Source organism: Amycolatopsis sp. cmx-4-54 (assembly GCF_046548895.1).
Lineage (GTDB): Bacteria > Actinomycetota > Actinomycetes > Mycobacteriales > Pseudonocardiaceae > Amycolatopsis.
This window is the reverse complement of sequence record NZ_JAEBEJ010000001.1, coordinates 870,615-895,054: the sequence shown is the minus strand read 5'-3', so window position 1 is coordinate 895,054 and position 24,440 is coordinate 870,615. Positions and strand designations below refer to the sequence as shown.

Here is a 24,440-nt window from a genome sequence, read left to right as displayed (position 1 = left end):
GGGATCGTGGAGATTCGGGACACAGGACGTCCCGGATCTCCACGATCGCGCCTGCCGTACGGCATCATTCCGGCATGAGCGGCTTCGGCAAGTGGAACCTCGGCATCGGCGCGGTCCTGATGGGTACGGCCGTGCTGTGCTCCATGCTCGACCTGATCCCCGCCGCGGTGATCACCGGCATCCTGGGCCTGCTCGGGCTGGGCATCGCGGGGTACGACCTGATCGACGGCTGGACGGAACGAGCCGACCTGCGCCGCCGGGAGGCCCGCGTACTCCGCGAACGTGAAGGTCGCCAAGACCGCTGAGCGCCGCTGGACGCGGTGAAGTTCACTGGTTCGATTCGGGCACTATGCGGCCATGCCCCGTCTATGGGGGGCGCAGACCTTCGGTGAGTCCCGCGTCGGTCAGCGGGCCTCTGGTTCACGGGACCGCCGCTGGAAGACGCCCGCGTCGGTGGCGAACCCGATCGCGGCCTTCAGCAGAAGGTCCTTCTCGGCGCGCAGCAGGGCGTTCTCGGCGCGAAGACGGTCCACTTCGGACTGTTCGTCGAAGGGGGTTTCGTTGTCCCGGGTCATCGGCGAAGCGGATCGAACGGGCGCAGGGCCTCCGGCTGCTTGCCGGTGGTGATGTGCTCGGCCAGGAGCCGTCCGGTGATCGGGCCGTGGGTCAGTCCCCACATCCCGTGGCCGCCCGCGACGTAGAGCCCGGGTGTGCTCGTCGCGCCGATCACGTGCCGCCCGTCGGTGGTGACCGGGCGGGAGCCGACCCATTCGTCGGTGCGCCCCTCCCAGTCCAGCCCGGTGAGAAAGGGCCGTGCCGACGCGATGATCGAGGCGATCCGGGCCGGATCCAGTGGTGCGTCCGGTTTCCGGAACTCCATCGTCCCGGCCACGCGGAGGCCTCCTCGGTACGGCGTGCACGCCACGCGGATGTCCGGCAGGTACAGCGGGCCAGGCACCGGACGGTCGGTCGGCACGGTGAAGGAGTAGCCGCCTCCGGCGCGGACGGGCACCTTGACTCCCCACTTCCGGCCCAGGTCACCCAGCCAGGCCCCGGTCGCGAGCACGACCGCGTTGGCGTTCACCGTCTGGCCGGTCGTCGAGCGCACGCTCAGCGCGTGACGGTACGCGCGCAGTGAAGCGACCTCGAATTTGTGGCGGATGGTGCCGCCCCGGCCGACCACCGCCCGGGCCAGCGATTCGACGAACCGGCCCGGGTCCACGTAGCGCTGCCCGTCGATCCGCACGGCGGCGCCGAGCCGAGCCGTGGCCTGGGGAAAGCGCTCGGCGAGATCGGCGGCGGTGAGCCGTGTCCAGGAGATGTCCTGCCCGGTTTCCCCGATGCGCCGCAGTTCGGAGATCAGCGCCGCGGCCTGGTCCGTGGTCTCGAACGCCGCGGTGATCGGCGCTTCGATGGTCGGCGCGTCCACCCCGTTCGCGGTGAGGACGTCGAAGGCTTCCAGGCACTCTTCGTTCAGCGGCGAGTTCGCTACGACCGCGCGGGTCCACGAGCGTCCGGTGCAGTTCACGGCGAAGCGGGCGAGAAATGACCACAGCCGCGGATCGGGGGACGGTGGAACGTGCAACGGTGCCTGCGGGTCCAGCAGAGTCCGCAGTCCGTAGCGCAGGACGCCGGGTTCGTTGAGCGGGATCGCGAGGCCGGGGGAGAGCCAGCCGGCGTTGCCCCACGACGCTCCCGCCGCGATGCCTGCGCGGTCCAGCACCGTGACGCCGACACCGCGTTCCTGCAGGAACCACGCGGTCGACAGGCCGACCACGCCGGCTCCGATCACGATCGCCGAACGCGGGCCGCCGTCGATCCGGTCGAGCTCGCCCATGAATTCCTCCGCGCCCGAGTGGTGCTGTCGCGGTCAGGATGGCTCGGATCCGGGCGGCGGAGATTGTCCGGATCCGACAATCCGGGCGGGCTGGTTTGGCCGGAACGGTCAAGGGGCTGGGTCGGACACGGCCAGTTCGATGATCATCGCCAACCGTTTGGCGGGCTGGTCGAGGCGGAGTTCGGTCACTTCCGCCATCTTCCGGAGCCGGTAGCGGATCGTGTTGGGGTGCACTTCGAGCCGCTCGGCGGCCTCGGCGAGATCCCCCTGCGCTTCGAGCCAGGCGCGCAGCGTCGCGACGTAGCTGGTGGCGTTGGCGCTGTCGTGCCGCCGCAACTCGGTGATCGGCCCGCGCGCCGGTGCCCTGCCGGACGCCGCGGCGGCCCGCAGCCGTTGCACGAGGATGTCGTCCCAGGCCTCGTCGTAGGCGATCGCGGATTTCGTGCCCGACCGCACGGCGTGCAACGCGAGACATTCGTCGGCTTCCAGCCTGCTGGCAGGCAGTTCCGCCGACGCCGCGCCCGCGCCGATCCCGGCCAGCATCGTCACCTGCCGGGGCAGCGCTTCGCGGATCGAACGCACCCATGCCCTGGCCGCCTCGACGTCGTCCCCGGGCAGGACGGTGTAGACGGTATTGCTGAACAGCGTGCTGCGGCCCGGCCGTGACCAGCCGAAACCGGTCGTCGCACGCTCGAACGCGAGCAGGAGCGCGGCGTGGCGCTCGTCGCCGATATGGGCCTGGAGCGCGATCACCCGGAACCGGCCGGGAGGCAGGCCGAGCCTGCTGAGCACGGCCGCCGCGTCCGGCGTGCCCTCCACCAGCCGGATGACGAGGTCGGATTCGACCTGCCGCTCCAGGTCCGCGCTGGCCCGGGAGCGCAGGAGGTGCAGGCCGACCGTGCGCGAACTGTCCCGCAGGACCACACGACGGGCGTCGGTCAGCGGCCGGTCGCATTCCACCCAGATCGAGCCCAGCAGTTCCCGGCCCGCGCGAACGGCTACGACCATGCGCCCGGTGAGCCCGTGTTCGGAATCGGCTTCGACGAACAGCGGCTCGTCGGATTCCGCGAGATGCCCGAACACGCCCCGCCGCTCGAACAGATCGCGGACCGGCTCCGGGACGCGCCTGCCGAGGATCGTCTCCAGCCGCGCCCGGTCGGCCAGGTGCTGCCTGCTGGAGTACGCCAGTACCCGGGAGAGCCGGTCCTCGATGGTGACCGCGTTGCCAAGCGCGTCCGCGAGGCTGTCGGCCAGCGCGAACAGGTCGGTCGGACCGCGGCCCGACTCGGTCTCGCGGCCTTCCAGGACCAGCCCGTAGACCACGCCGGCGAGCTGGCCCCAGGACACGTCCGGGTCCACCAGCAGCACGGCGACGGCGCCGCTCTCGGCGCGCTCGTCCGGCGCCGATCCGCGGACCAGGACGACCGAGGCGTGTGCCGCGACGGCCAGGTCGACGGCCGTCGCGATCGAGTCCGTCCCGACGGCGAGGAAGACGTCGCCGCGCAGGTCCCGGGGGTCGGCGGCGTCGTGCATCACGACGTCGCGCAAGGCCACCTCGCGCGACACCGGGCAGCACCACAGCCGTGCCCCGTATCCACCCAGGACGTTCACGAGCCGATCCAGCGTCACCATGGCCGCGACCCTGCCATCAAATGATGCCGGGCACGACGCGTTCACCGTTGACTGTGAGTTCAAGGACCTTTTACACTGCAATCGTTAGGAAACTTACTTAACTAAAGCGACCCGGCTGACAAGTCGCCGCCCACCGCCGGTACTCGCCGACTCCGCAACGTCGAGGAGTTCGCATGAAACGGAGAACACCCCTGGCCGGTGTCGCGGTGGCGACGCTGGCCCTGCTGGGGCAGACCTTGATCTCTTCGGGTACCGCCGCGCAAGCGGAAGCACTGCTGTCCGGGGGCAAACCGACCACGACCTCGTCGGTGGAGGGTGCCGGGTTCGGCGGCGCCAACGCCGTCGACGGCAACGCCTTGACCCGGTGGGCGAGCGAGGAGATGGTCGACCCGCAATGGATCGCCGTCGACCTCGGCGCCACCTCGACCGTCACCAAGGTGAAACTGAACTGGGAAGTCGCCTACGCCAAGACCTACAAGATCCAGGGCTCGGCCGACGGCCGGACCTGGACCGACATCAAGTCCGTCGTCGGTGGCGACGGAGGCATCGACGAGCACATCGGCCTCAACGCCACCGCACGCCACATCCGCGTCCACGGCACGGCTCGCGGCACGACCTACGGCTACTCGTTGTGGGAGCTGGAAATCTACGGTGACCGCGTCGGCGGCGGGGACACTCAAGCGCCGACGGCGCCCACCGGTCTCGCCGCAAGCGCCACCACGACGGACAGTGTCACCCTCGGCTGGACCGCGTCCACCGACAACGTCGGGGTCACCGAGTACGAGGTGCTCCGCGACGGGAACGTCGTCGGGACCACGGCGACGACCACCTACACCGACCGGGGCCTGGCGTCCGGAGTGGAGTTCGGCTACGCCGTGCGGGCACGAGACGCGGCAGGAAACGTCTCCGCGGCGAGTCCGGTGATCAGGGCCGCGACCCAGCCCGGTGGCACCGGCCCCGTCACCCTCGCGCTCGCGGGTGACATCGCCAACCCGGAGCTGTTCTCCACGCACCAGGGGACCGCGAACCAGGTCGCCAGGATCAACCCCAAGTACGTGCTGACCGTGGGCGACAACCAGTACCACAAGGGCACCATCTCCGAATACCGCTCGCACTACGACAAGACGTGGGGCAAGTTCAAGAGCATCACCAAACCCACGACCGGCAATCACGAATGGGACGACCAGCTCAGGGGCTACAAGGAGTACTTCGGCTCGATCGCGTATCCGCAGGGTCTGCCGTACTACAGCTACGACATCGGTGACTTCCACTTCGTCGCGATGGACTCCAATCCGATCTACACCGGCGGTGGTTCCGACCAGGTGAGCTGGCTGCGCAACGACCTGGCGAAGAACACGAAGTCCTGCGTCATCGGGTACTGGCACCACCCGCGCTTCAACTCGGGGAACTCCGGGGACAAGAAGCAGATGGCACCGCTGTGGAACGAGCTGGCCAGGGCCAAGGCGGACATGGTGATCACCGGTCACGACCACCACTACGAGCGGACGAAGCCGTTGGACGTCAACGGGCATGTCGACGAGACCAACGGCGTGCGCTCGGTCATCGCCGGTATCGGCGGCGACTACCTCTACACGGACTACAAGGCACGTGAAGGGGTGGAGAAGATCCTCGCCAAGCACGGGGTGATGAAGCTGATGCTGAACGGGAAGTCCTACTCCTGGGAAATCCACGACACCAACGGGAATGTGCTCGACAAGGCGGGACCGTACACCTGCCGCTGACGGCCGTGGTGCGGTGCCGTACGCGCCTGCGGTTTTCGATGGGGGGTCGTGAGTGATAAAGAGCGTTAGAACGACCATTACCACTCACGACCCCCGCGCACCCAATCAAGACATGACCCCTTGCTTACCCCTCTCTCGCTGTAAAACACGCCTCAGGCCCATCCAGGAGTACAGGTGAATCGAATGGTGAAGCCGGGCACCGCCGCGATCGCGGCGATCGTCCTGCTCGCGCAGCCCGTGACCGCTTCCGGTGCCACGGCGGAATCCCTGCTGTCGGTCAACAAGCGGACCACGACCTCCACCGTGGAGAGCGAGGGTTTCAGTGGCGCGCTCGCCGTCGACGGTGATTCGACGACCCGCTGGGCCAGTCTGGAGGGCGATCCACAATGGATCGCGGTAGACCTCGGCGGTCCGGCAGAGATCAGCCGGATCAAGGTCCTCTGGGAATCGGCCCACGCGAAGGACTACCAGGTCCAAGCGTCCGACGACGGCCAGAACTGGCGCGACGTGAAAACCGTCGTGGGCAGCGACGGCGGCCTCGACGAGTTCACCGGGCTGAACACCTCCGCCAGGCACGTCCGGATCTTCGGCAAGGCACGGGCGACCGTCTACGGGTACTCGCTGTGGGAGCTGGAGGTCTACGGCGTCCGGACCGGTGACGGCGACATCCAGCCGCCGTCGGTGCCGACCGGACTCCGGCAGGCGTCGTCCACCACCGACAGCATCACGCTCGGCTGGACCGCGTCCACCGACAACGTCGGGGTCACGGAGTACGAAGTCCTGCGCAACGGCAACGTCATCGGCCGGTCCGCGACGCCTTCCTACACCGACACGTCGCTGGCGTCAGGCTTCGACTTCCAGTACGCGGTGCGGGCACGGGACGCGGCGGGGAACCTGTCCGGATCGACCGTGCCGGTGAAGGCGTCCACCCGGCCGACGGCGTCCGACGGCATCGTCATCGCGCTCGCCGGCGACATCGCCAAGGCGGAGCTGCCGTCCGAGCACCAGCGGACGGCGGAACTGGTACGCAAGATCAACCCCCGGTACGTGCTGACGGTCGGCGACAACCAATACGTCGACGGCACCATCGAGGAGTTCCGGACCTACTACGACAAGACCTGGGGCAAGTTCAAGAAGATCACCAAACCCACGCCGGGCAACCACGAGTGGAACAACGAGCTGGCGGGATACAAGCAGTACTTCGGGAAGATCGCGACGCCGAGGGGAAAGCCCTACTACAGCTTCGACGTCGGCGCCTTCCATTTCGTCGCGCTCGATTCGGACCCGGTGTACAACGGCGGCGGCGCCGAGCAGGTGGCCTGGCTGCGGAAGGATCTCGCGAAAACGAAGAAGTCCTGTATCGCCGGGTACTGGCACCACCCGCGCTTCAACTCGGGGAACTCCGGCGACGCGAAGAGTATTGCGCCGTTGTGGAACGAGCTGGCCAGGGCGAAGGCGGACGTCGTGTTCGCCGGCCACGACCACCATTACGAGCGGACGAAGCCGTTGGACGTCAACGGGCATGTCGACGAGACCAACGGCGTGCGCTCGGTCATCGCCGGTATCGGCGGCGACAGTCTCTATCTCGATTACAAGGCCCGTGAAGGCGTCGAAAAGATCCTGGGCAAGCACGGGGTCATGAAGCTGGTACTCAAGGGGAAGACGTATTCCTGGGAGATCATCGGCACCAACGGGGAACTGCTCGACAAAGCGGGTCCGTACACCTGCCGGTGACAAGGAAAGGGGACGGGTGAAGCTCCCGATGAAGTTCGTCGTGGCGCTGGCGGGTGTCGCCGCGCTCGCCGCCGCCTCGGTGGTGTACGTGGTGCAGGCCAAGGCTAACAGCCCCGAGCGGCGGACGGCCGACACGGCGGTCGCGGTGGATTCCTCGGCGCCGGTCGCGCTGGGGGAGCCGGGACGGCTGGTGTTCCGCAACGGTGCGCCGGGGCAGGGGTACGGGAACGTCGCTTCGGTCCCCGTTTTCGAACCCGGGGGTCCGCGGCGGATCAGTTCGCTCGGGTGCGAACGGTTCTACGCGGCAGTGGACGGCGGATTGTGCCTGGCGAAAGAACCCACGCCGCTGCCGGGCGCGGTCGCCAAATTCGTCGACTCCGCGCTCGGCGAGGTCAAACGCGTCGACGTTCCCGGCATCCCCAACCGTGCGAAGCTCTCACCCGGCGGACGGATGGGGAGCTGGACCACCTTCGTCGCCGGTGACTCGTACTCGACGCCCGGCACCTTCTCGACGCGTACGGCCATCATCGATCGTGAACGGAACGAGCTCTCGAGCAATATCGAGGGGATCCCGCTGCGGATCGGGGACGCGGTCCACCGGGGCGAGGACGTCAACTACTGGGGCGTCACGTTCGCCACCGACGAGCGGACGTTCTTCGCCACGGTCGCCACCGGCGGGCGGACCTATCTCGTGGAGGGCGACAACGAGGCGTGGAAGGCGCGCACCCTGCGGGAGAACGCGGAGTGCCCGTCGTTGTCACCGGACGGCACGAAACTCGCGTTCAAGAAACGCGTGGCCGACGGCGACGTCCGGCCTTGGCGGGAGCATGTGCTGGACCTGACCACGATGCGGGAGACCCCGCTCGCGGAGGCGCGCAGCATCGACGACCAGGTGGTCTGGCTCGACAACGACACGATCGCCTACGGCCTGCCGCGTGCGGACGGAAAGGAAAGCGACATCTGGTCCGTGCCCGCCGACGGCACCGGATCGCCGCGCCTGCTGGTGCCTCTGGCGTCGTCGCCGTCGGTCACGACGGCTCGTCGATGACGGCGAATCTCCCGTCCTCCCGGTACAACTAGTACCTGCGCAGCATGCGCAACACCACGGAGACCTGCAGCGCGGTGATCCCCGGCAAGGGGGCGAGGTCGCGGGTGAGGAAGTCGGCCATCTCGTCCTCGTTCCGGAACACGCCCTGGTGGATGACCGAAGCGGTGCCGGCGACGATCGACACGTACCGCGCCGACGGATGCCGCGCCAGTTCCCGGGCCACGGCCGCTGGGCTCGGTCAGCCGCGCCATGGTCCACCACGCGCCCTGTCCCGTCGCCATGGTCCGCCACCACAAGGGCTGAGGCGTCCACCCTGTCGAGGCTGAACAGCGCTCAACCAGCGGTCGGCCCGTTGCCAGATGAGTCGCGGATCGACGCCGGAGGTGTGCCAGGTGGTAGCGCGGGTGGTGCCGAGTTCGCGGTACTCACGCATGATCGCGACGTGGGTCGGCAACCCGACGAAACCGCGCAAGCCGTCGCGGTCGCGCCACACGGAGACCGAGCCCAGTCGCCGGCGCAGGGGTTCGGCCCACAGCCATTGGCCGACCGCACCGGGCAGCTCCGGCCACTCGCGGCTGAGCAGGTAACCCGCCCGGTAGGCCCCCGACGTGCTCCGGAAGCCGTCCAGTGTCAACGCGGTGACGCTGACCAGCACGTCTCCAAAGAAGTCCGCGTCCTGGCCGGGGATCCACTTGCTTTTGATCATGTCCGCTCCTAGCGTCAGCGCGTATCATACGCACATGCTTATGATTGCGGATCCTGCCGAGTACCCCGCAGCGCGCGGATGAATCACGCGGGACCGGGTGAACAGCAATTACACGCTTCCCGGTGGCAGAGTCCCGGTGACGCTGCCGACGGTGCTACCCCGTCGACAGAATCGGTCATGAAGTTCACGTGCCGCCTCTTGACCCTGGCCGTGGTCATGGCCACGACACTCGTCACCTCACCGCCGGCTTCCGCCATCGGTACGCCGAGACTGCTCATCGGACAGGACTTCCCGGATCCCGACATCGTCAAGACCGACTCCGGCTACTTGGCCTTCTCGACGAGCACCGGCGCGGTGAAAGTGCCCTACGCGCACGCTCCGGCGCCCGATGGTCCGTGGCGCGTGATCGGCGACGCTCTCGCGGCCGCGCCGAAATGGGCGAAGCCGGACGGCGGATTCTGGGCCCCCGACGTGACCCGGCTTCCCGACGGCACGTTCCTGCTCTACTTTTCGGCGGCGGTGGCGCCCGCAGGGGAGATGTGCATCGGCGTCGCGACCGCCGCGAAGGCCGAAGGGCCGTACACGCCTGTCGGAGACGGCCCCCTGATCTGCGAACCCGGCGACAGCGGCGACATCGACCCGCAGACCTTTGTGGACTCCGACGGCTCGCGGTACCTGCTCTACAAGAGCGACGGCGCGGCGATCGGTCCTCCGGCCGCGATCTGGTCGCAGAAACTGCTCGCCGACGGGCGGACACCGACCGGCCCTCGGATCGAGCTCCTGCGCGCCGATCTCGCGTCGGAGAACGCGGTCGTCGAGGCGCCGGCGGTGGTGAAGACGCCGAGCCGGTACTTGCTGTTCTACTCCGCCGACACGTACCAGAGTTCCGGCTATCACACGGGATATGCCTCCGCGCCCGCGTTGAGCGGGCCGTTCGTGAAAGCCGGTACCCCGCTCCTGTCCACCGATCTGCTCGGCCGCAAGGTCGACGCACCGGGTGGGGCCGACGTCGTCGACGGCCGGATCCACTTCCACGGCTGGCTCGAGGGTGGCCGCACCGCTCGCGGGATGTACCAGCTGCCCATCGGATTCCCGAACGACGTACCCCAGCTCGGCTGACAGGGTTTCGTCGCTCGTGTTCGGGTACCCGCACGGTGAGAACGACCGAAGGAGTACCGGCGATGACAGCCCAGCCACCCGACCCGGAACCCGAGAAAACCCGCCGCGAACCAGGGGGCGGTGTCTCGCCGGGTGACACGCCGCCCGACTCGGCTCAGACCTCCGGGCTCTCGCACCCGCAGCCGATGCCTTCCAAGGCGATGCCTGTCGCCTGGCTGATTCTCATCGGGGTTCTGGTCATCTTGGTGAGCGGGTTCGTCGTCGCAGTGGCGCTGGGGTGGCTCAAGCTGGGCTGACGACGGGCAGGCATTCGGCCAGCAGGTCGACGACGTCGTGCCACGCCCGTTCGGCGTGGCGCGCGTGGTAAGCGACGCCAGGGAGCACGGTGTGGTCGACCGTGGGGTGGTGGAACGCGTGCTGGGCGCCGCCATAGACCACGAGTCGCCAGTCGACGCCCGCATCCTGCATTTCGGCGGTGAACGCCTCTCGTTGCGCGGGTGGCATGATCGGGTCCTCGGACCCGACTCCGGCCCAGACCGGGCAGCGGATGCGCGCCGCTTCGCCCGGGCGGCCTGTGGTCAGCGCGTTGATCGTTCCGATCGCGCGCAGGTCGACGCCGTCCCTGCCGAGTTCCAGCGCGATCGCGCCGCCGGTGCCGTAGCCGATGGCGGCGATCCGGCCCGGGTCTGTCCGCTGCTCCGACCGGAGCACGTCGAGGGCCGCGTGACCGATCTCCCGCATCCGGCCCGGGTCGGCGAGCAGGGGCATCACATACGCCAGCATCTCTTCGGGGTCCGAGAACCAGCGCCCGCCGTTGATGTCGAAGGCCAGCGCCACGTACCCCAACTCGGCGAGGGCGTCGGCCCGGCGACGCTGGAAATCGTTCAGTCCCGGCCCTTCCGGCCCGATCAGGACCGCGGGACGACGGCCGGCACCGGCAGGGAGCGCGAGGTGCCCGACCATCGTCAGTCCGTCGGCGGGGTACTCGACCGTGCGTGTGGTGACCGGCATGAACCGGACTCTAATGATCGTCGAGCCCGGCCGGGCGGGTGTTCACGGACAGCGGAACGGCGTCGCGGTCGCGAGCTCCGTCCACTGTGGATTCCGCCGCCCCGGAAGGGATCAGCCGGAACAAGGCCATCGCGCTGATCATGCCGACACCGCAGATCGCGGCAAGGTACCAGATGATGCCGGTGGTCGAACCGGTGGCGTTGAGCACCGCGCCGCCCTACAGCAGCAGCGACATACCGGAGAACCGGACGTTGACCGGAACGTGTCCGTGATGATCGCGCCCTGTACGCAATGGGTGATCGGGACGACCAGGCCCATACCCGCCAGTGCGAGCATCGCGAGCCCCGTTCTTCCCGGTGTTCAGCAACGGGAAGAACGCCAGGCACCACAGCAGGAGCGCGGCCGATCCGGCGACGAACATGGTGCGCCTGCCGTGACGGTCGGCGATCCGGGTCCAGATCGGGATGGTGGCGAACTACAGCACCGCTGAGCCCGTCTCCGACAGGATCAGGAACTGCCGGTCGTAGTGGAGGTTCTGGGTTCCGTAGGACAGGGTGAAGACCATGAACACGTAGGCGACCGCCGAGTTCGCCACGCCGACCAGCAGGGTCAGCGCGAGCGTGATTGGAGGCGTAACTCGCACCTCGTGTGTCATCCGGCCGGAGACACGCGAGTTACGCCTTCAATCACGCGAGTCTTCGGCGCGGCGGAGCAACTCAGGTTCGTCGTCCTGGTCGGTTGTCGACGGCACCGCGCTTTCGCAACGCGCACGAACGCCCTAGATCAGGTCCGCACCGGGCGGGAATGCCCTGGTGAGGAGCAGCCGGATCAAGCCGTCGGGGGGTGCGAAACGTGCGGGTCCCGCACCTGCCGTCACTGACAGGGATGCGCTTCATCCCACTCGCGGTCTTTTCTCTTCGCCCTGGAAGCGGCCAAACCAACATCGCCTGCGCCGCGAGCACCGGCCAAGCGGGAGCCTGCCGCTCCGACTTGCGGGTGCGGCGCCGTCGTGTCACCAATGGACACGTGCCGGTGAACCTGACTCTCGTCGCCGTGCTCGGCGTCGTCATCATCGTGGTGGTGGCCGCGTTCTCCGAGCGGCTGAACCTGGCCGCTCCGCTGAGCCTCGTGGTCGCCGGTATCGGGCTGAGCTTTCTGCCGGGCGTGCCGCATCCGGAGATCGAACCCGAGCTGATCCTCGCCGGGGTGCTCCCTCCGCTGCTGTATTCGGCGGCGGTGAACATGCCGATGGTCGATTTCCGGCGAAACATCCGGCCGATCACCGGCCTCGCGGTCCTGCTCGTGGTGGGGACGACCTTGGGCGCGGGGTGGCTGTTCCATTGGCTGGTGCCGGGGATCGGGTGGCCGGCCGCGTTCGCGCTCGGCGCGGTCATCAGCCCCACCGACGCCGTCGCGGCGACGTCCGTGGGACGGCGGCTCGGCCTGCCACCGCGGCTGTTGACCGTGCTCGAAGGCGAAGGGCTGGTCAACGACGCCTCGGCGCTCGTGCTGTTGCGGTCCGCCGTCGCCGCGGTCGCCGGGTCGGTGTCCGTCTGGGGCGTCGTGGGTGAGTTCGCCTTCTCGGTCGTCGTGGCGGTCGGGATCGGGATCCTGGTCGGGATCGTCAACGTCCGGGTGCGCGCCTTGCTGGGCAACGCCGTGCTCAACACCGCCATCTCGTTCGTGGTCCCGTTCATCGCCTTCCTGCCCGCGGAAGAGGCCGGCGCCTCGGGCATCCTCGCCGTCGTCGTCGCCGGACTGGTGACCGGTCATCTCGCCCCGCGGCACCTGCGCGCGACGGACCGCCTCGCTGAGACCGTCAACTGGCGCACCGCGGCTTTCCTGCTGGAGAGCGGGATGTTCCTGCTCATGGGACTCAGCGTGAAGACCCTCATCGACGAGGCGCACGAGGACGGTTCGAGCGTCTGGCGCGCGCTCGTCATCGGCCTGGCCGCGTCGGCGCTCGTCATCGTCGCGCGCGTAGTCTTCGTCGGACCGCTGGTCGCAGGCCTTTACCGCGAGCAACGCAAAGCCGCGCGGTTCAAACCGCGGCTGGAAACGACACAGGCGGTGCTGCGCGGTGACGCGTCGAATCCCGCCGTCACCGAGCGACTGGACAAAGCGTCACCGAGACGGGTGGCGCATTTTCGGAAACGGCTCGATCGCGCCGCCGCCGACGTCGAGTTCCGGCTCACCGAGACCCTGGGCTGGCGCGGCGGTGTGGTGCTCGGCTGGGCGGGGATGCGCGGCGCGATCACCCTCGCGGCGGCGCAGACCCTGCCGCAGGACACGCCGGACCGCGCCCTGCTGGTCCTGATCGCCTACGTGGTGGCGACCACGACGCTGCTGGTCCAAGGAATGACACTCCCGGCGGTCATCCGTGCGGCGCGTGTGCCCGCAGAGGATCCGGACCGGGGGCGCCAGGAGTACGTCAAGCTCATGACCGAGCTCGCCGACGCGGCGAAGTCCGTTTTGGACGACCCGGGCGATGAGCCGTTCAGCCAGGCGGTCCTGGACCGGGTGCGCTCGGACGTGCGCGTCCCGGGCAAGGCGCCAGTCGGCCGCTCGGCTTTTGACGTCCAGCAATATCTGCGACTGCGCCTGCGTGTCCTCACCGAACAGTCCGAACGCCTTCAGCGAGCCCGGTCGGGCGGCGGATACAGCTCGGAGACGTTGAGCCGGGCTCAAACCGCCCTCGACGTGGAGATGGCCCGCCTCGAGCAGCTGGCGGACAAACCGGCGTCGTGACGAGCGGCTAAATCCGTTTGATACGACCTGATACTGCTCATCCAACTCCCGATACCACGCGACGCTGCCCGAAGGGCCCCGTACTCGCGCACGGATGGCTGCCCGCCTGGGTACTGACGCGGCACTCAGACGGATGCCACCATTGAGTGACCAGGCGGGAGGCCGTCCCATGCCGTTGCGAACCGCCCGGCCGCTGACCGAGGCCGGAACCGGGCCGCGGGCCGCCCGCGTGCATGTGGCGCGAGCGTCCTTGCCGGTTGTCGCGCGGCCCGCGCTCCCCGGAAACCGCCCGCAAGTCAGGCGGCGCCGACTGACCGTCCATTAAGGACTCACGGTCCGAACGTTCCACTGGGACTGAACCGGCTTTCCTTCTCCATGAGGGCGCGGAAGGCGCGTGGGCTCCGGCCGGTGATGCGTTGCACGGTGTCGGTGGTGCGGTCCTCGGCGCCGTCGGCGATCGCCAGGTCCATGTCGGTCAGCATGGTCGCGTACTCCGCCGGTACCACCGTGGCGAGGCGATCGCGCAGCTGCTCGGACGACAGCTGACGGTGCACCACGGTCCGGCCGGTGACCTCGGTGATGATCGCGGCGACGTCCCCGTGGCTCAGCGCCTCCGGCCCGGTGAGGACGAGATCGGCGTTGGGGGCGCGGTCGCTGCTCAGTACGTGGGCGGCGACGGCCGCGATGTCCTCGGCGTCGACGAAACCGACTCGGCCGTGGCCGGTGGCGGTCCAGATGGTGCCCTCCTCGCGGATGCTGTCGGCGTGCAGGTGGGCCGCGAGGAAGTTCTGCATGAACCAGGAAGGGCGCAGCACCGCCCATTGTCCGAACAAGCCGGGCAGGGCTTGATGGACCTGACCCACCCCCGGCCCGCCCGCGGGAATGGCCGAAGTGCTGAGAAGTACCGCGCGGAGCACGCCGGCGGCACGAGCCAGCCGGAGGAAGGGCAGCATGACCGCTCCCGGATCGGGATCACCGATCGGCGGAACGAGGTAGAGGCGGTCGACCCCGTCGAGGGCGGCGAGGTGGGTGGCGGAGTCGTACCAATCGAAGCCGACCGGTTCGGCACCGGGAACCTGGGTGGTGGCACGCCGGCCTTGGCTGCGGCCGCGCCGACGTGACCAGGAGGTTCGCTCGGACGGATCTTGCCCAGATGCCTGGGCCTGAGCAGGGTTGACAACGGCCAATGCCACCGCACACCGCACACCCCGAGTCGAGAGGTCGATATCAGCATGTCCCAGTTCGACACCGCATCCGTAGGCGCCGGTGATCCGCTGATGCCGACGGTCCAGCGGTTCCCGGTCAACGCGGGCGCCCGGCCGCTCAGCGATGAAAATCCCAGCACCGTCCGCCCGTTCATCCTGCGAGGTGTGCACGCACGCCGGATCACGGTACGGCCGGAAGCCAAGCATCGCACCACAGCTCACGACACACTGCATCCCCGCCAGTGCAATGAAGACGGCAAGATGATCGACGACTCCTACACCACCCCGGATGACTGAGCATCGCGATCCGCTGGTCCTGGTCGTCAGTATCCGGGAGGACTGGGCGGCCGCCGCAGTCGGCCGGGAACTCGACGCCCGCGGCGTTCGCCGACACGCGGTCAACGTCGGCGACTTCCCGCTCAACCTCTCCCTCGGCGCCGAGCTGACCCCGGACGCCGAGGGCTGGCGCGGCTCCCTGCTCACTGCCGAGCATGACGTCCCGCTGCACGAAGTCACCGCGGTCTACTACGGCAAGCCGACCGAACCGGTGATGCCGGCCGGGATGTCCGGCCCCGAGTTGAAGTTCTCCCGGGCACAGGCCCGGGTCGGGCTCGGCGGCGTGCTGACGAGCCTGCCGGTGCGCTGGGTCTCGCACCCCTCGGCGCTGGCCGACGCCGCGTACAAGCCGCGGCAGCTGGCCACGCTGAAGCAGGCCGGCCTGACCGTGCCGCCGACGCTGATCACCAACAACGCTGACGCCGTCCGCGAGTTCGCGGAGAGGTTCGGGGAGCTGGTAGTCAAGCCGCTGGCCGAGCCGGTGGTCTACGAGTCCGGCGGCGAAGCCCTGGTCTACACCCGCCGTCTTGGCCGCAACGAACTCAGCTCACTAGACGGCATCGAGGTGACGGCGCACCTCGTTCAGCAGTGGCAGCCGAAGTGGTTCGAGGCCCGCGTGACCGCGGTCGGTGACCGGCTCTTCCCGGTGGCGATCCACGCCAGCAGCGAGAAGGCGCTGGTAGATTGGCGCTCGGACTACGACGCCTTGACGTATGAGGCGATCGACGCCCCTGACCACGTCCGGGCGGGGATCATCCGGTACCTGGACACAGCGGGGCTGGCGTTCAGCGCATTCGACTTCGTCGTCGGACCGGACAGGACGTGGACCTGCCTCGAAGCGAACGCGGTTGCTGCCTGGGGCTGGTTGGCCGAAGAATGCGACTTGCCGATCGCCGCGGCGATCGCCGACGCCTTGATCGAGGAGTAGACCGTGGACGCCCTGGACACCGCCACCTGGGAAACCCGGGCGGCCGCCCTCGCCGCCGAGCTGACTGCCGACGGTGTCCTAGCCGACCCGGCGTGGCGCGACGCCTTCGCCGCGACGCCCCGGCACCTGTTCGTCCCGCACATCCTTAACGGTCCCGCCTCGCTGAGCGCCGGTGATCCAGGCTGGCTGGACGCGGTCTACACCAACGAATCCCTGGCCACCCAGACACGACCCGCCAGCGACGGCACGACCGGGCGGGAGATCGCCAGCTCGTCCTCGAGCAAGCCGACGGTCATGGCCGTGATGCTGGAGCGGCTCGCCGCCGAACCTGGACACCAGGTGCTGGAGATCGGCACCGGCACCGGCTACAACGCCGCCCTGTTGTCGCATCGCCTCGGCGCGGACAACGTCTACTCCCTCGACCTCGACCCCAAGCTGGTCGACACCGCCCAAGAACACCTCACTGCAGCCGGCTACCGCCCGCGCCTGGCCGCAGGCGACGGGCTCGCGGGCTGGCCGGGCGAGATGACGTTCGACCGGATCATCGCGACCTGCGCGGTCACCGCGATCCCGCCGGCCTGGATCAACCAGCTTACCGACGGCGGCCGGATCATCGCCCCCCTCGACGCTGGTGCCGCTGGGCCGCTGCTCGTGCTCGACAAGACCGCCGACGACGAAGTCAGCGGCCGCATCGACCCGTTCCCCGTGCTGTTCATGCCGATGCGTACCGACGTCACCAGCCCGTTCGCCCCCGGCCAGAGCCCGTCGGCGGCCGCGGCCGGGATGCCGCACTACGGCACCACCGCTGTGGACCCCGCTGTGCTCCTGGAATCGCCCGATCTGGCGTTGTTTCTCTGGCTGCACGCCCCTGGCCTTCGGCTCGGCGGCAGCGTCGAACACGGCGTCGTCGTCGCCGAGCGCGGTCCCGCCCGCGCCGAAGTCGACCTGGCGCCCCTGGCTGAAGGCACGTGGGCGGTCCGACAGTCCGGGCCCTACCGGCTGTGGGACACAGTGGAGCACGCCGTCGCCATGTTCGACACCCTCGACAAACCGGACGCCACCCGGCTCGGTGTCACCGCGCTGAACGTCCCCGGCAAACAGTTCATCTGGCTCGACGACCCCGATAACGACCACAGCTGGCCGTTGGCCTGACGGTCGGCGTTGTCAGGCCAAGACCGGGTCTAAGCAGGCTCTCCTGCTCGCCGGGGCTGACCCGCGCCATGATGTGGAACGTCGTAGCCGTGGTCGCCGTCTTGACCGCGGGCGCTGTGATCGTGCTGTGGGCAGCCAGCCACGGTCGTCCCAATCTCGTCAAGGCCCGGCTCACCCCGCGGCAGTGCTCCGCGCGGAGACGGGGTTGCTCCGCTACGTGCCAGGCGCTCGACTGGATCGCCAGTGAGCTGGACTCTCCTTGTGCATGCAGTGTTGAAGGGCGATGCGCCCGCCAACGCGTAACAGCGTCGGGTTGACGTGCGACTCGAACCCTTATGAAGGCGTGCGTTCTAGCAGGAGTCGCGGTACTGCTGGCTGGCTGCTCGGATAAGAGCACGGCAGACCCGTCTCATCTGCATCAAGCGCTGCGCCGATAACGGTGACGGTGACACGCAACGTCGGAGGGTTCGGCGGAGAGCACGTGTCATACACCGACCCCTCAGTATCTGGCGGAGTCGGATCGGAGGCCCTGCCGAATTCGCGCACACCGTTCTCTAAGAAGATCGTCGTGCCGAAGGGCTCTACTGTAGCTATCACCTGGTCTGAAACTGCGAATGGTGTGCTTATCCGGTGCACTGTCACCGATGAGACCGACCGCCTGGTCCTGGTTGAAGGCAAAGAGAACTGCAGTTACGTCGCCAACTAGAACTGTCGCTGTCCGTTCGCTACTCGCAGAAGAAACTGCCACAACGCGAGCTGGGAACGCTCAAGCTGTTACGAGCGCGCACTCATGACCCAACGGGCGAGGTCGAGTTAGGCGCGCAGATCTACGCTCACGTATGTAGTTCAGTGCAGGTACTTCACCACTAGTTCTCCGTTGACGGGGCGACGTGACCGTGCCGACGAGACGGCTTGCGCTAGAAGAGAACGTGCGGTCCAATGGAGAGGGTCGAGATCTCCGAGACACAGGTCAAGGAGACTGAATGCGTCGGGGTCATCGAGGACGGTGTTGAGTCGTCGGCCGTCAAAGGATGCAGGAACGGCGGCTGGCCATAAGCTGCCGTCGGGCATCTTGAAGAGGGCCAGTTTGTCGCACTCGTCGAGTACCGATTCTAGAAGCGCAGCGCCTGGCTGATCTTGAAGGTTGGAAAGCGGCTTGCGCAGCAGTTTGCCAATTTTCGTTGTTGGCCCTTTCGGCGGGGTATATTGCCAAATCTGGGCGATGCGTTTCATGGCGCTCGCACTAGGTTGCCCTGGGACCATCGTGATTCCGGATGATTCAAGCATCAGCATGCTGGCGACGCCAGCGGTGGTGGGACTGCCGGCGAATGCCGCACGCAATTCGTTCCGGATGAGCGCATGAAGTGCCTTGTGCTTCGCGGCGTACGACAAGCCGGCAGCTACGGCGACGAATTCCTTTGGCATCGGACCGTGGAGGCACCGGAGTGCAATAGTGACCAGCGCTTTCAATGCAGTCGGCTTGCTTTCGGCCATGCCGTCGTCGAGCAGGTGCGCGGCGAGTTCGGGGCCAACAGGGTAGAGCCACCCCGGCCAATCATTACTGCTGTGGTCGAAGCCGTTGACGATGTCCAACACGAGAGTGCGCCGGTGATCACTCTCGGTAAAGAGCTTGCCTGCTGCGAAGAGCCATGTGTTGCGCCAATGCGGGCTTGGTGCCGTGGCAATAAGGTTCTTACGGATGGTGTCGTCGTCGCCGTTGACGAGAGCGCGGGCAGCCATGAGTTCCTAAAGGCTGCGGACCTCGAAAGATACGGTCTCGTCCTGGTCTGCGGCCAGGAGTACCAGGCGAGTGGTTGCGATGTCGACGATCCGATCGGCGAGATCATCTGCCTCATCGATGTCGTCATGCCCGACCTCGATCATCCGATCGTGAGCCAGCTGCCTCAAGCTGGTCAGAAGAAGGCGCGCTTGGGGTTCGTCAGTGTTTTCGCTGTGGGTGTGCAACAACAGTCCTACGCGCTCGTGCAACTCGGTGATATCGTCGCGATGTCCACGGAGGAAGCTGCGGTGAGCTGTGGGTTTTTCCTGCTCACGTTTGTAAACAGTGTCATAGTACGACCAGAACAACTCGTACCGTGTCGCCGGCAGATCTCCCAAGTTCTCCAAGATGAAAGTCAGGATCAAGACCTGAAGCGGTGTCTTGATGAGTCGTTCGGTTGCGGGCGCGGACGCCGCTCGATCGAAGCGCTCGAGTACCTGCTCCTGCATTGACACGTCGTCATGAAGGCGCTGGGTGGTCACGTGCCGTCCGTAGGTCACGGCTTCGCTTATTGTGAAGTAGTCCAGGTCGATTTGTGCGAACTCGGCGGGCAGGATCCGCTCGGTGTACCCGGTTGGTCGTGTGGTGACGACGATGAACAGGTCCGCGTCGAGGTTGTCGGCATGGTCGACGAGTTCAGCAATCTCGTCGACCACTCGTTGCCTTAGCGACGGAGCGGTAACTTCGTCAAACCCGTCTAGGAACAGGACGCTTGGCCATGCCTGCAGCCATTTCTCGAGCGTGGCGGGCAGAATTTCGATTGACGCCCGGTTCGTCACCTGTTGGCTTAGCCATCGGATCATCGACGGGCCTCCATCCGGACCCATGTCTTTGGCCATCGTCGGAAGTGACACGTTCAGCGGCCACCGTCGACTGCTAGGGGTGGACAGGTGGAGCCGTTCCAGTGATGTGCCCGTCTCGGTAATGATCACGTCAGCGGCGGGAGTCACGGTGTCGCCGTCGAGGAACCGTGCACGGTAGACCTGGGTGAGGTATCTCGCGATGGTGCTTTTCCCGTTGCCTGCGGCGCCGGTAATTACGAGGTGTCGGGGCTGATCCGTCGGCCAGACCGACCGGCGGAGTATTGCGTTACCAAGGTCAAGACTTGTGCCGAGCGCTCGCTTCGGCGAGCCGTCACCCGCCTGTACTGGGAGATCGACGACCACGCGGTCAACCGACTGTCGTGCCTGCAAGCCGCCGGCCTCGCCGAATCGGATCCACCTATCGTTACGCAGCGTGCTTACGGCGTGGTCGCGCAAGACAGGCGTCAGCGTGTCGGGGTCGACGATCCCGGGCAGTGTCCGTAGTCGAGTGAGCAGGTCTCCGACTGTGAGGAGTGCGGGAAAGGCTGCGCGTATGCCCTGGTTGCCTGATATCAGTGCGTTCAGCGTGTCACGGTGCCACACCTTGATCTTGCGTAGGCCGCGCGAGCGAGGAACGTCAGACTTGCCCAGCGCGTGATTGCGTTTGATTTCGCGCTCGACGTAGTCGCGGATCTGGTCGACGCCGCCACCCTGCGAGGCTGATAGTCGCACATTCGAGATAAATAGGATGTAATTCGGGAACCGTTCACGCTTCGATTTGGTGTCCATCCAGGCATTGAGTTCGCCACGGATCTGCCCTTGGAGCCACAGCAGGTTGTCGGCGGGCGATCTGGGATGTTCACACTGCTTGGCCTGGATAACGGTGTAGCCGTCCCATGCCGTCTCGCCGGCGTCCCACTCGATGCGCCCATCGATGGTTGCCTCTCGGCCACCGTCCTTGCCAGAGCCATACACTTCGACACCTGGGCCGAACGCCGCGACAGCCAGGGCCACAGCGAGTTGCTCGAAGGCACGCGGACCGAGTTCCTCCAGGTGGTAGTCGTTCGCCACAAGGATCCTCTCCGCCTGTCTGCGCAGCCCGGAACATCGGTTGCTCGTGTGAAGTTGCCTCGACACCGCACCATAGCCGCGCGTGCTGGGCTCGAAGGCATGAAACGCCGAAGGCCCGTCTGAGTGTGAAGTCGGACTGCTCGTAAGGGCGTACAGCCGCTGGTCCGTGCGGTGAGGTTTCGGGCTCGAAACGTTCGTTGGGCAGCGCCCGGGACGCGGCTGCGACCTCGTGCGGGCCGGGGCGACGGCAACTTTTCCGTCAAGTATCTCAACGGTGCTCAGAACGGGTTTGCGGGCAACGCCCTGCAAACCTATCTGCGCTGGGACCGGATCCTCTACGGCAAGGACCCCGTCGCCGACGGGGTCCTTGATGAGTACTGGGTGACGGCTGGTTAAGCCGCTACATTCACGAGCCATGGCGACACTCCTGACCCAGCCAGTCCACGGCCTGGTCGGTATCGAGTACAAGCACTTCACCATCACATCGCGGGGGGCTCACCGAGCCCCCCGCGATTCCCGTTCGACCGACCACACGACCTGATATCGCCAATGCGGGACGTCCTCGCGGTCTTCGTCGCGGGCGACCCCACCGCCTACGCAGTCGTTCATCTCGAAGCCTGGGATGACGAACCCGCGACCGCCGCGCCGCCGAACAGTGACGCCGAAACCCAGACAGTCATGTTCACGGTTCCGGAAATCACAGCACAGGGCGTGATGGCGACAGCTCCCGACACCGGTGTTCTCCGGCTCGCCGCTCGCGGCCAGTACCGTGTCCGTGTCCACCGCTGGGGTGCCGAGGACGTCAACCAGGTTTTCGACGCCAACCCGAGCGCGCTCATCCACCGCAGCGATCGATTCATCGTGCAGCTCTGGCCCACCGACGATCCCGGTGCCGAGCAGCACCACGAACCACTCGCGCTCAGCCACGACCAGCAGCTGCACATCGCCATACGGCACTGGGCGATTACCAACAAACCCAATCCACACTGAACGGGCCAAACTTTCGCTGACCAGTTCGACTGGCGTGCAATTCAGCTCGCCGCGGGACATGCTCGAGCCCGGCTCAGCGCCAGCTGACGCTCGTGGACAGCATCTATTTACCCCTTGGGACGGGCGCCTCGAGCGCCTGGTCCGTTCGCACTCTGCGCCCCCGCTGAACAGAAGCGGACAGTGCTCGAGCCGGCACCTTCGCGCGGTTAAGCTCGTCTGACCGGATCTGGGAGGAACACGGATGATCCAAATCGGTGACGAACAGATCTACCGCTTTCGGGACTACGACCCGTCGCAGCGTGTGCGTGTCGTCGCGATCGACCAGAAGAAGAAGAGCTTCCGCCACGACGTCGAGTTCCTCGATGGCGAGAACGCGGGGAAGCACGAGAACGTGCCCGCGAAACGGCTCCGCGGACCTTGGTCCGGCGTGCATGCCTTCGACGAACTCATGGCGAACTGGGAACGGCTCTCTGCGTTCAAACTCACCGACGCGGAGGAATCGGCCGTCGGGACCGGCGTTCGGAGAGCTGATTCCCGAGGAAGTGGCGGAATGGGATTGGTCCCCGGTCCGCTGGGTCACGACGATTCATCGACCGGAAGCGCTCGAACAGACCATCGGTCTCCCCGTCAAGGAGCTTGTCGGTCAGGTCGACTCGTTCGCGGTCGGCGGCAAGGATGTGGTCTCGGCACAGGGCACACTCCTGATCGCCGAGTTCGCCTGCCGCGTGAACCCGATGCCGGTCTTGGACAGCGTGATCGAGGACGAACGCAAGTACCGGGAGAAGACGAAGCGCGGCGAACCGTTCGTGACCAGCGATGGGCACCGGCAGACGACGAGTCCCGAGTGGGAGTATCAGTGGTACCTCGAACACGGTCGTCCGGTGCACGAGTTGCTGCGCGCCTGGTGCGGCCATCGGGCGGTCACCCAGCAGGAGCGGCTGGCCGCGGCCGAGGCGGAGGTACAACGCCTGGACGTACTCATCACGCGCCTCATCGACCAGATGAAGACTCAGGAGTACAGCACTTTTGCCGAAGTAATGGAACGCGTACACGACGAAGAACGGATCACGCCGGCGAACTATCGCCCCGTCGTCGACCGCCCGTTGAAGCCATCTGAGATCCCTGTCAGATATGAGACGGCTCCGCGACGTTGGGGATATCGTCGCTGATGATTCAAGGTTTCAGGAAGGCTTGAAGATCGCTCGGAGTCGGCTCAGCGAAAATGGAAGGCCGGACGGCTTGGTCAGGCAACGGGTCGGTCACGTCCGCGACCGTCGCGATCCGGTCAGCCCACGACAATGCCTCCGGTCTGTCTTGTGGAGCGAGCGATGACGCGTGCCGGCGTACCTCTGCCGCGTAGGCTCGCAACTGCCCTGCTTCGGTCCAGCGTCGTGCCTGACTACGTGCCGCTTTATCGATCAGATATTCCCGATACGCGACCTTGGCACGTTCCCTCGCGGCGGCCAGCTGCGTCTCTCGTTCTGCCCTGTCGCGTTGGGCTTGGCGTCGATATTCGATCTCCGCCGCGCGCTGACTAGCCAGATGCCCATGCTGAAGCCTCATCTCCTCCAGAATCTGGGCGAGATCATCCTCCAGCCGATGGTCGTCGGTGTCCTTCCAGCTATCAGCCCAGAACCGTCCGCCTCCACCTTCGAGGACCAAGCCAAGATGGTCATCCGGGACCTCGTCGAAGTCCGGGAACAGGTAGCCCTGCCGCGCCCGGGCCAGTTCACGTTCGGTCGGCTGGTGGGGACGTTTGAGCGTTGCTTGAGTGAAGCGAAGCCCGAACGCGTCCTCGTCGATCTTGAACAAGACCTCGCCTTCATGGGAGGTCCTCGCCGAGAGTCTGCGGTGCGCAGCGCGCTCGGCCTGGATCGAGACCGCCACACCGAATTGCCGCGCTCCTCTGACCAAGGCATCGAGCAAGAGAAATGCGCGATCACGTTGTTCTCCGCTAACGGGGAAGGTCTCGCTGCTCACGAGCGTCTGGACGACATCAGTGGCATCTGACAACGCTTTCGACACAGGCAAAGGAGTCAGGACGGCGGTCAGCCACTCGGGGAGAGGTGTCAGCGTGATCGCGACATGGTCGCCTGTGTCCAGCCGGACATGTTCGAAGGACAGCCGCATCCCCTCCGGGATCCGTCCGAGCCGCTTCGCCGAATTGGCGAGACCGCGGTAGCGCGGGGCCTCACCGTGTCGTACCAGGATGCGGTTACCGGCAGTCTCCTTGAGTGACTGCATGAGCCGGTCGGTCGCACCTCGTTTTTGCGTCGGCGGCTTCCTGGAAGATGTCGTGACGGTTCGCGTCGGCGCGCGCGGGCTCGAATCGGTTGTCGCCGCGGCGACGGGCCGTTCGCTGTCGCGAGGCGGGTAGCTGCGATGCTCGAGGTAGTAGATGCCCTCGTCGGTGATCGAGGCCGACCAGGACGGTCCGTGCCCCTTCACGGTGATCAGGCCGCGGTTGTGGAGAGCGCGGGCGACCAACCGGTGGGACCACCCCTCATAGACACCCTGGCTACAGCCATGGCTCACCCAGGTGAGCACTTCGAGTTGGGTCGTGGTCAGCGTCGCCTTGCGATCGATCATCCTCGCGGC

General features: G+C 66.9%; 24 protein-coding genes. 13 read left to right on the top strand and 11 right to left on the bottom strand.

Annotated elements, in window-relative coordinates:
• Positions 1-74: 74 nt before the first annotated feature.
• Positions 75-305 carry a hypothetical protein gene (locus ACLJQ7_RS04360; RefSeq protein WP_410646830.1) on the top strand — a complete coding sequence of 77 codons (231 nt, stop codon included), beginning with the start codon at positions 75-77 and terminating at the stop codon, positions 303-305.
• A 99-nt stretch (positions 306-404) separates the two neighbouring features.
• Here ACLJQ7_RS04360 and ACLJQ7_RS04355 read toward each other — a convergent pair whose 3' ends face one another.
• From ACLJQ7_RS04355 to ACLJQ7_RS04345, 3 genes are all read right to left on the bottom strand, one after another.
• Positions 405-575 (bottom strand): hypothetical protein, encoded by a 171-nt coding sequence (locus ACLJQ7_RS04355; RefSeq protein WP_410646829.1) that lies wholly within the window; start codon positions 573-575, stop codon positions 405-407.
• Entirely contained in the window at positions 572-1,837 is a 1,266-nt protein-coding gene (locus tag ACLJQ7_RS04350) for an NAD(P)/FAD-dependent oxidoreductase (protein ID WP_410646828.1), read from the bottom strand. Before ACLJQ7_RS04350 ends, ACLJQ7_RS04355 begins: the two co-directional genes overlap by 4 nt.
• 108 nt (positions 1,838-1,945) lie before the next feature.
• Positions 1,946-3,469, bottom strand: coding sequence for a PucR family transcriptional regulator (locus tag ACLJQ7_RS04345; RefSeq protein ID WP_410646827.1), 1,524 nt, complete (start codon positions 3,467-3,469; stop codon positions 1,946-1,948).
• Positions 3,470-3,642: 173 nt separating this feature from the next.
• On the opposite strand from ACLJQ7_RS04345, the gene ACLJQ7_RS04340 reads away from it, so the two are divergent.
• The 3 genes from ACLJQ7_RS04340 (at position 3,643) to ACLJQ7_RS04330 (ending at position 7,993) form a co-directional block, all read left to right on the top strand.
• Positions 3,643-5,211 carry a discoidin domain-containing protein gene (locus ACLJQ7_RS04340; protein ID WP_410646826.1) on the top strand — a complete coding sequence of 523 codons (1,569 nt, stop codon included), beginning with the start codon at positions 3,643-3,645 and terminating at the stop codon, positions 5,209-5,211.
• 183 nt (positions 5,212-5,394) lie between these two features.
• Positions 5,395-6,945 carry a discoidin domain-containing protein gene (locus ACLJQ7_RS04335; RefSeq protein WP_410647008.1) on the top strand — a complete coding sequence of 517 codons (1,551 nt, stop codon included), beginning with the start codon at positions 5,395-5,397 and terminating at the stop codon, positions 6,943-6,945.
• A gap of 16 nt (positions 6,946-6,961) precedes the next feature.
• A complete protein-coding gene (locus ACLJQ7_RS04330; protein WP_410646825.1) occupies positions 6,962-7,993 on the top strand; it encodes a hypothetical protein in 1,032 nt (343 codons plus the stop codon).
• Between the two features lie 28 nt (positions 7,994-8,021).
• Here the strand turns inward: ACLJQ7_RS04330 and ACLJQ7_RS04325 are convergent, their stop codons facing one another.
• Positions 8,022-8,216, bottom strand: a complete 195-nt coding sequence (locus ACLJQ7_RS04325) for an Lrp/AsnC ligand binding domain-containing protein (protein WP_410646824.1) — start codon at positions 8,214-8,216, stop codon at positions 8,022-8,024.
• Positions 8,217-8,242: 26 nt separating this feature from the next.
• On the opposite strand from ACLJQ7_RS04325, the gene ACLJQ7_RS04320 reads away from it, so the two are divergent.
• From ACLJQ7_RS04320 to ACLJQ7_RS04310, 3 genes are all read left to right on the top strand, one after another.
• Positions 8,243-8,296, top strand: coding sequence for a hypothetical protein (locus tag ACLJQ7_RS04320; RefSeq protein ID WP_410647007.1), 54 nt, complete (start codon positions 8,243-8,245; stop codon positions 8,294-8,296).
• A gap of 580 nt (positions 8,297-8,876) precedes the next feature.
• The gene (locus tag ACLJQ7_RS04315) at positions 8,877-9,818 is read left to right on the top strand and encodes a glycoside hydrolase family 43 protein (protein WP_410646823.1); all 942 of its coding nucleotides are present in this window, start codon (positions 8,877-8,879) and stop codon (positions 9,816-9,818) included.
• A gap of 62 nt (positions 9,819-9,880) precedes the next feature.
• Complete coding sequence (locus ACLJQ7_RS04310) at positions 9,881-10,114, top strand: DUF6480 family protein (protein WP_410646822.1); 234 nt, start codon at positions 9,881-9,883, stop codon at positions 10,112-10,114.
• Here the strand turns inward: ACLJQ7_RS04310 and ACLJQ7_RS04305 are convergent.
• The 3 genes from ACLJQ7_RS04305 to ACLJQ7_RS04295 form a co-directional block, all read right to left on the bottom strand.
• On the bottom strand, positions 10,101-10,829 hold the full coding sequence (locus tag ACLJQ7_RS04305) for a dienelactone hydrolase family protein (RefSeq protein WP_410646821.1): 729 nt from the start codon (positions 10,827-10,829) through the stop codon (positions 10,101-10,103). The genes ACLJQ7_RS04310 and ACLJQ7_RS04305 overlap by 14 nt on opposite strands.
• Before the next feature lie 10 nt (positions 10,830-10,839).
• Positions 10,840-11,037, bottom strand: coding sequence for a hypothetical protein (locus ACLJQ7_RS04300; protein WP_410646820.1), 198 nt, complete (start codon positions 11,035-11,037; stop codon positions 10,840-10,842).
• Positions 11,038-11,304: 267 nt separating this feature from the next.
• Positions 11,305-11,472, bottom strand: coding sequence for a hypothetical protein (locus tag ACLJQ7_RS04295; RefSeq protein ID WP_410646819.1), 168 nt, complete (start codon positions 11,470-11,472; stop codon positions 11,305-11,307).
• A gap of 389 nt (positions 11,473-11,861) precedes the next feature.
• Here ACLJQ7_RS04295 and ACLJQ7_RS04290 point away from each other — a divergent pair, with 389 nt between their 5' ends.
• Positions 11,862-13,577, top strand: a complete 1,716-nt coding sequence (locus tag ACLJQ7_RS04290; protein WP_410646818.1) for a cation:proton antiporter — start codon at positions 11,862-11,864, stop codon at positions 13,575-13,577.
• 329 nt (positions 13,578-13,906) lie between these two features.
• On the opposite strand, the gene ACLJQ7_RS04285 is transcribed toward ACLJQ7_RS04290, so the two are convergent.
• Positions 13,907-14,770 (bottom strand): NmrA family NAD(P)-binding protein, encoded by an 864-nt coding sequence (locus ACLJQ7_RS04285; protein WP_410646817.1) that lies wholly within the window; start codon positions 14,768-14,770, stop codon positions 13,907-13,909.
• 39 nt (positions 14,771-14,809) lie between these two features.
• On the opposite strand from ACLJQ7_RS04285, the gene ACLJQ7_RS04280 reads away from it, so the two are divergent.
• Genes ACLJQ7_RS04280 through ACLJQ7_RS04270 form a run of 3 tightly spaced genes read left to right on the top strand, consistent with a single transcriptional unit; the run spans position 14,810 to position 17,198 of the window.
• Positions 14,810-15,079 (top strand): hypothetical protein, encoded by a 270-nt coding sequence (locus tag ACLJQ7_RS04280; protein ID WP_044853401.1) that lies wholly within the window; start codon positions 14,810-14,812, stop codon positions 15,077-15,079.
• Positions 15,072-16,046, top strand: coding sequence for a hypothetical protein (locus tag ACLJQ7_RS04275; protein ID WP_410646816.1), 975 nt, complete (start codon positions 15,072-15,074; stop codon positions 16,044-16,046). Before ACLJQ7_RS04280 ends, ACLJQ7_RS04275 begins: the two co-directional genes overlap by 8 nt.
• 3 nt (positions 16,047-16,049) lie before the next feature.
• Entirely contained in the window at positions 16,050-17,198 is a 1,149-nt protein-coding gene (locus ACLJQ7_RS04270; protein WP_410646815.1) for a methyltransferase domain-containing protein, read from the top strand.
• A gap of 846 nt (positions 17,199-18,044) precedes the next feature.
• Here ACLJQ7_RS04270 and ACLJQ7_RS04265 read toward each other — a convergent pair.
• Together ACLJQ7_RS04265 and ACLJQ7_RS04260 are read right to left on the bottom strand one after the other, a co-directional pair.
• A complete protein-coding gene (locus ACLJQ7_RS04265) occupies positions 18,045-18,938 on the bottom strand; it encodes a hypothetical protein (protein ID WP_410646814.1) in 894 nt (297 codons plus the stop codon).
• Positions 18,939-18,944: 6 nt separating this feature from the next.
• Positions 18,945-20,852, bottom strand: a complete 1,908-nt coding sequence (locus tag ACLJQ7_RS04260; protein WP_410646813.1) for an NACHT domain-containing protein — start codon at positions 20,850-20,852, stop codon at positions 18,945-18,947.
• Between the two features lie 549 nt (positions 20,853-21,401).
• Here ACLJQ7_RS04260 and ACLJQ7_RS04255 point away from each other — a divergent pair.
• Positions 21,402-21,842: a hypothetical protein gene (locus tag ACLJQ7_RS04255; RefSeq protein ID WP_410646812.1), complete on the top strand. Its 441-nt coding sequence runs from the start codon at positions 21,402-21,404 to the stop codon at positions 21,840-21,842.
• Positions 21,843-22,384: 542 nt separating this feature from the next.
• The gene (locus ACLJQ7_RS04250) at positions 22,385-23,011 is read left to right on the top strand and encodes a hypothetical protein (RefSeq protein WP_410646811.1); all 627 of its coding nucleotides are present in this window, start codon (positions 22,385-22,387) and stop codon (positions 23,009-23,011) included.
• 4 nt (positions 23,012-23,015) lie between these two features.
• Here ACLJQ7_RS04250 and ACLJQ7_RS04245 read toward each other — a convergent pair whose 3' ends face one another.
• The gene (locus ACLJQ7_RS04245) at positions 23,016-24,431 is read right to left on the bottom strand and encodes a hypothetical protein (RefSeq protein ID WP_410646810.1); all 1,416 of its coding nucleotides are present in this window, start codon (positions 24,429-24,431) and stop codon (positions 23,016-23,018) included.
• Positions 24,432-24,440 lie beyond the last annotated feature (9 nt).

What these genes read in the sequence shown, in the direction of transcription:
- ACLJQ7_RS04360 (WP_410646830.1), top strand. Translation starts at nt 75, where the DNA reads ATGAGCGGCTTCGGCAAGTGGAACCTCGGCATCGGCGCGGTCCTGATG.
- ACLJQ7_RS04355 (WP_410646829.1), bottom strand. Translation starts at nt 575, where the DNA reads ATGACCCGGGACAACGAAACCCCCTTCGACGAACAGTCCGAAGTGGAC.
- ACLJQ7_RS04350 (WP_410646828.1), bottom strand. Translation starts at nt 1,837, where the DNA reads ATGGGCGAGCTCGACCGGATCGACGGCGGCCCGCGTTCGGCGATCGTG.
- ACLJQ7_RS04345 (WP_410646827.1), bottom strand. Translation starts at nt 3,469, where the DNA reads ATGGTGACGCTGGATCGGCTCGTGAACGTCCTGGGTGGATACGGGGCA.
- ACLJQ7_RS04340 (WP_410646826.1), top strand. Translation starts at nt 3,643, where the DNA reads ATGAAACGGAGAACACCCCTGGCCGGTGTCGCGGTGGCGACGCTGGCC.
- ACLJQ7_RS04335 (WP_410647008.1), top strand. Translation starts at nt 5,395, where the DNA reads ATGGTGAAGCCGGGCACCGCCGCGATCGCGGCGATCGTCCTGCTCGCG.
- ACLJQ7_RS04315 (WP_410646823.1), top strand. Translation starts at nt 8,877, where the DNA reads ATGAAGTTCACGTGCCGCCTCTTGACCCTGGCCGTGGTCATGGCCACG.
- ACLJQ7_RS04310 (WP_410646822.1), top strand. Translation starts at nt 9,881, where the DNA reads ATGACAGCCCAGCCACCCGACCCGGAACCCGAGAAAACCCGCCGCGAA.
- ACLJQ7_RS04305 (WP_410646821.1), bottom strand. Translation starts at nt 10,829, where the DNA reads ATGCCGGTCACCACACGCACGGTCGAGTACCCCGCCGACGGACTGACG.
- ACLJQ7_RS04280 (WP_044853401.1), top strand. Translation starts at nt 14,810, where the DNA reads ATGTCCCAGTTCGACACCGCATCCGTAGGCGCCGGTGATCCGCTGATG.
- ACLJQ7_RS04275 (WP_410646816.1), top strand. Translation starts at nt 15,072, where the DNA reads ATGACTGAGCATCGCGATCCGCTGGTCCTGGTCGTCAGTATCCGGGAG.
- ACLJQ7_RS04265 (WP_410646814.1), bottom strand. Translation starts at nt 18,938, where the DNA reads ATGGCTGCCCGCGCTCTCGTCAACGGCGACGACGACACCATCCGTAAG.
- ACLJQ7_RS04255 (WP_410646812.1), top strand. Translation starts at nt 21,402, where the DNA reads ATGCGGGACGTCCTCGCGGTCTTCGTCGCGGGCGACCCCACCGCCTAC.
- ACLJQ7_RS04245 (WP_410646810.1), bottom strand. Translation starts at nt 24,431, where the DNA reads ATGATCGATCGCAAGGCGACGCTGACCACGACCCAACTCGAAGTGCTC.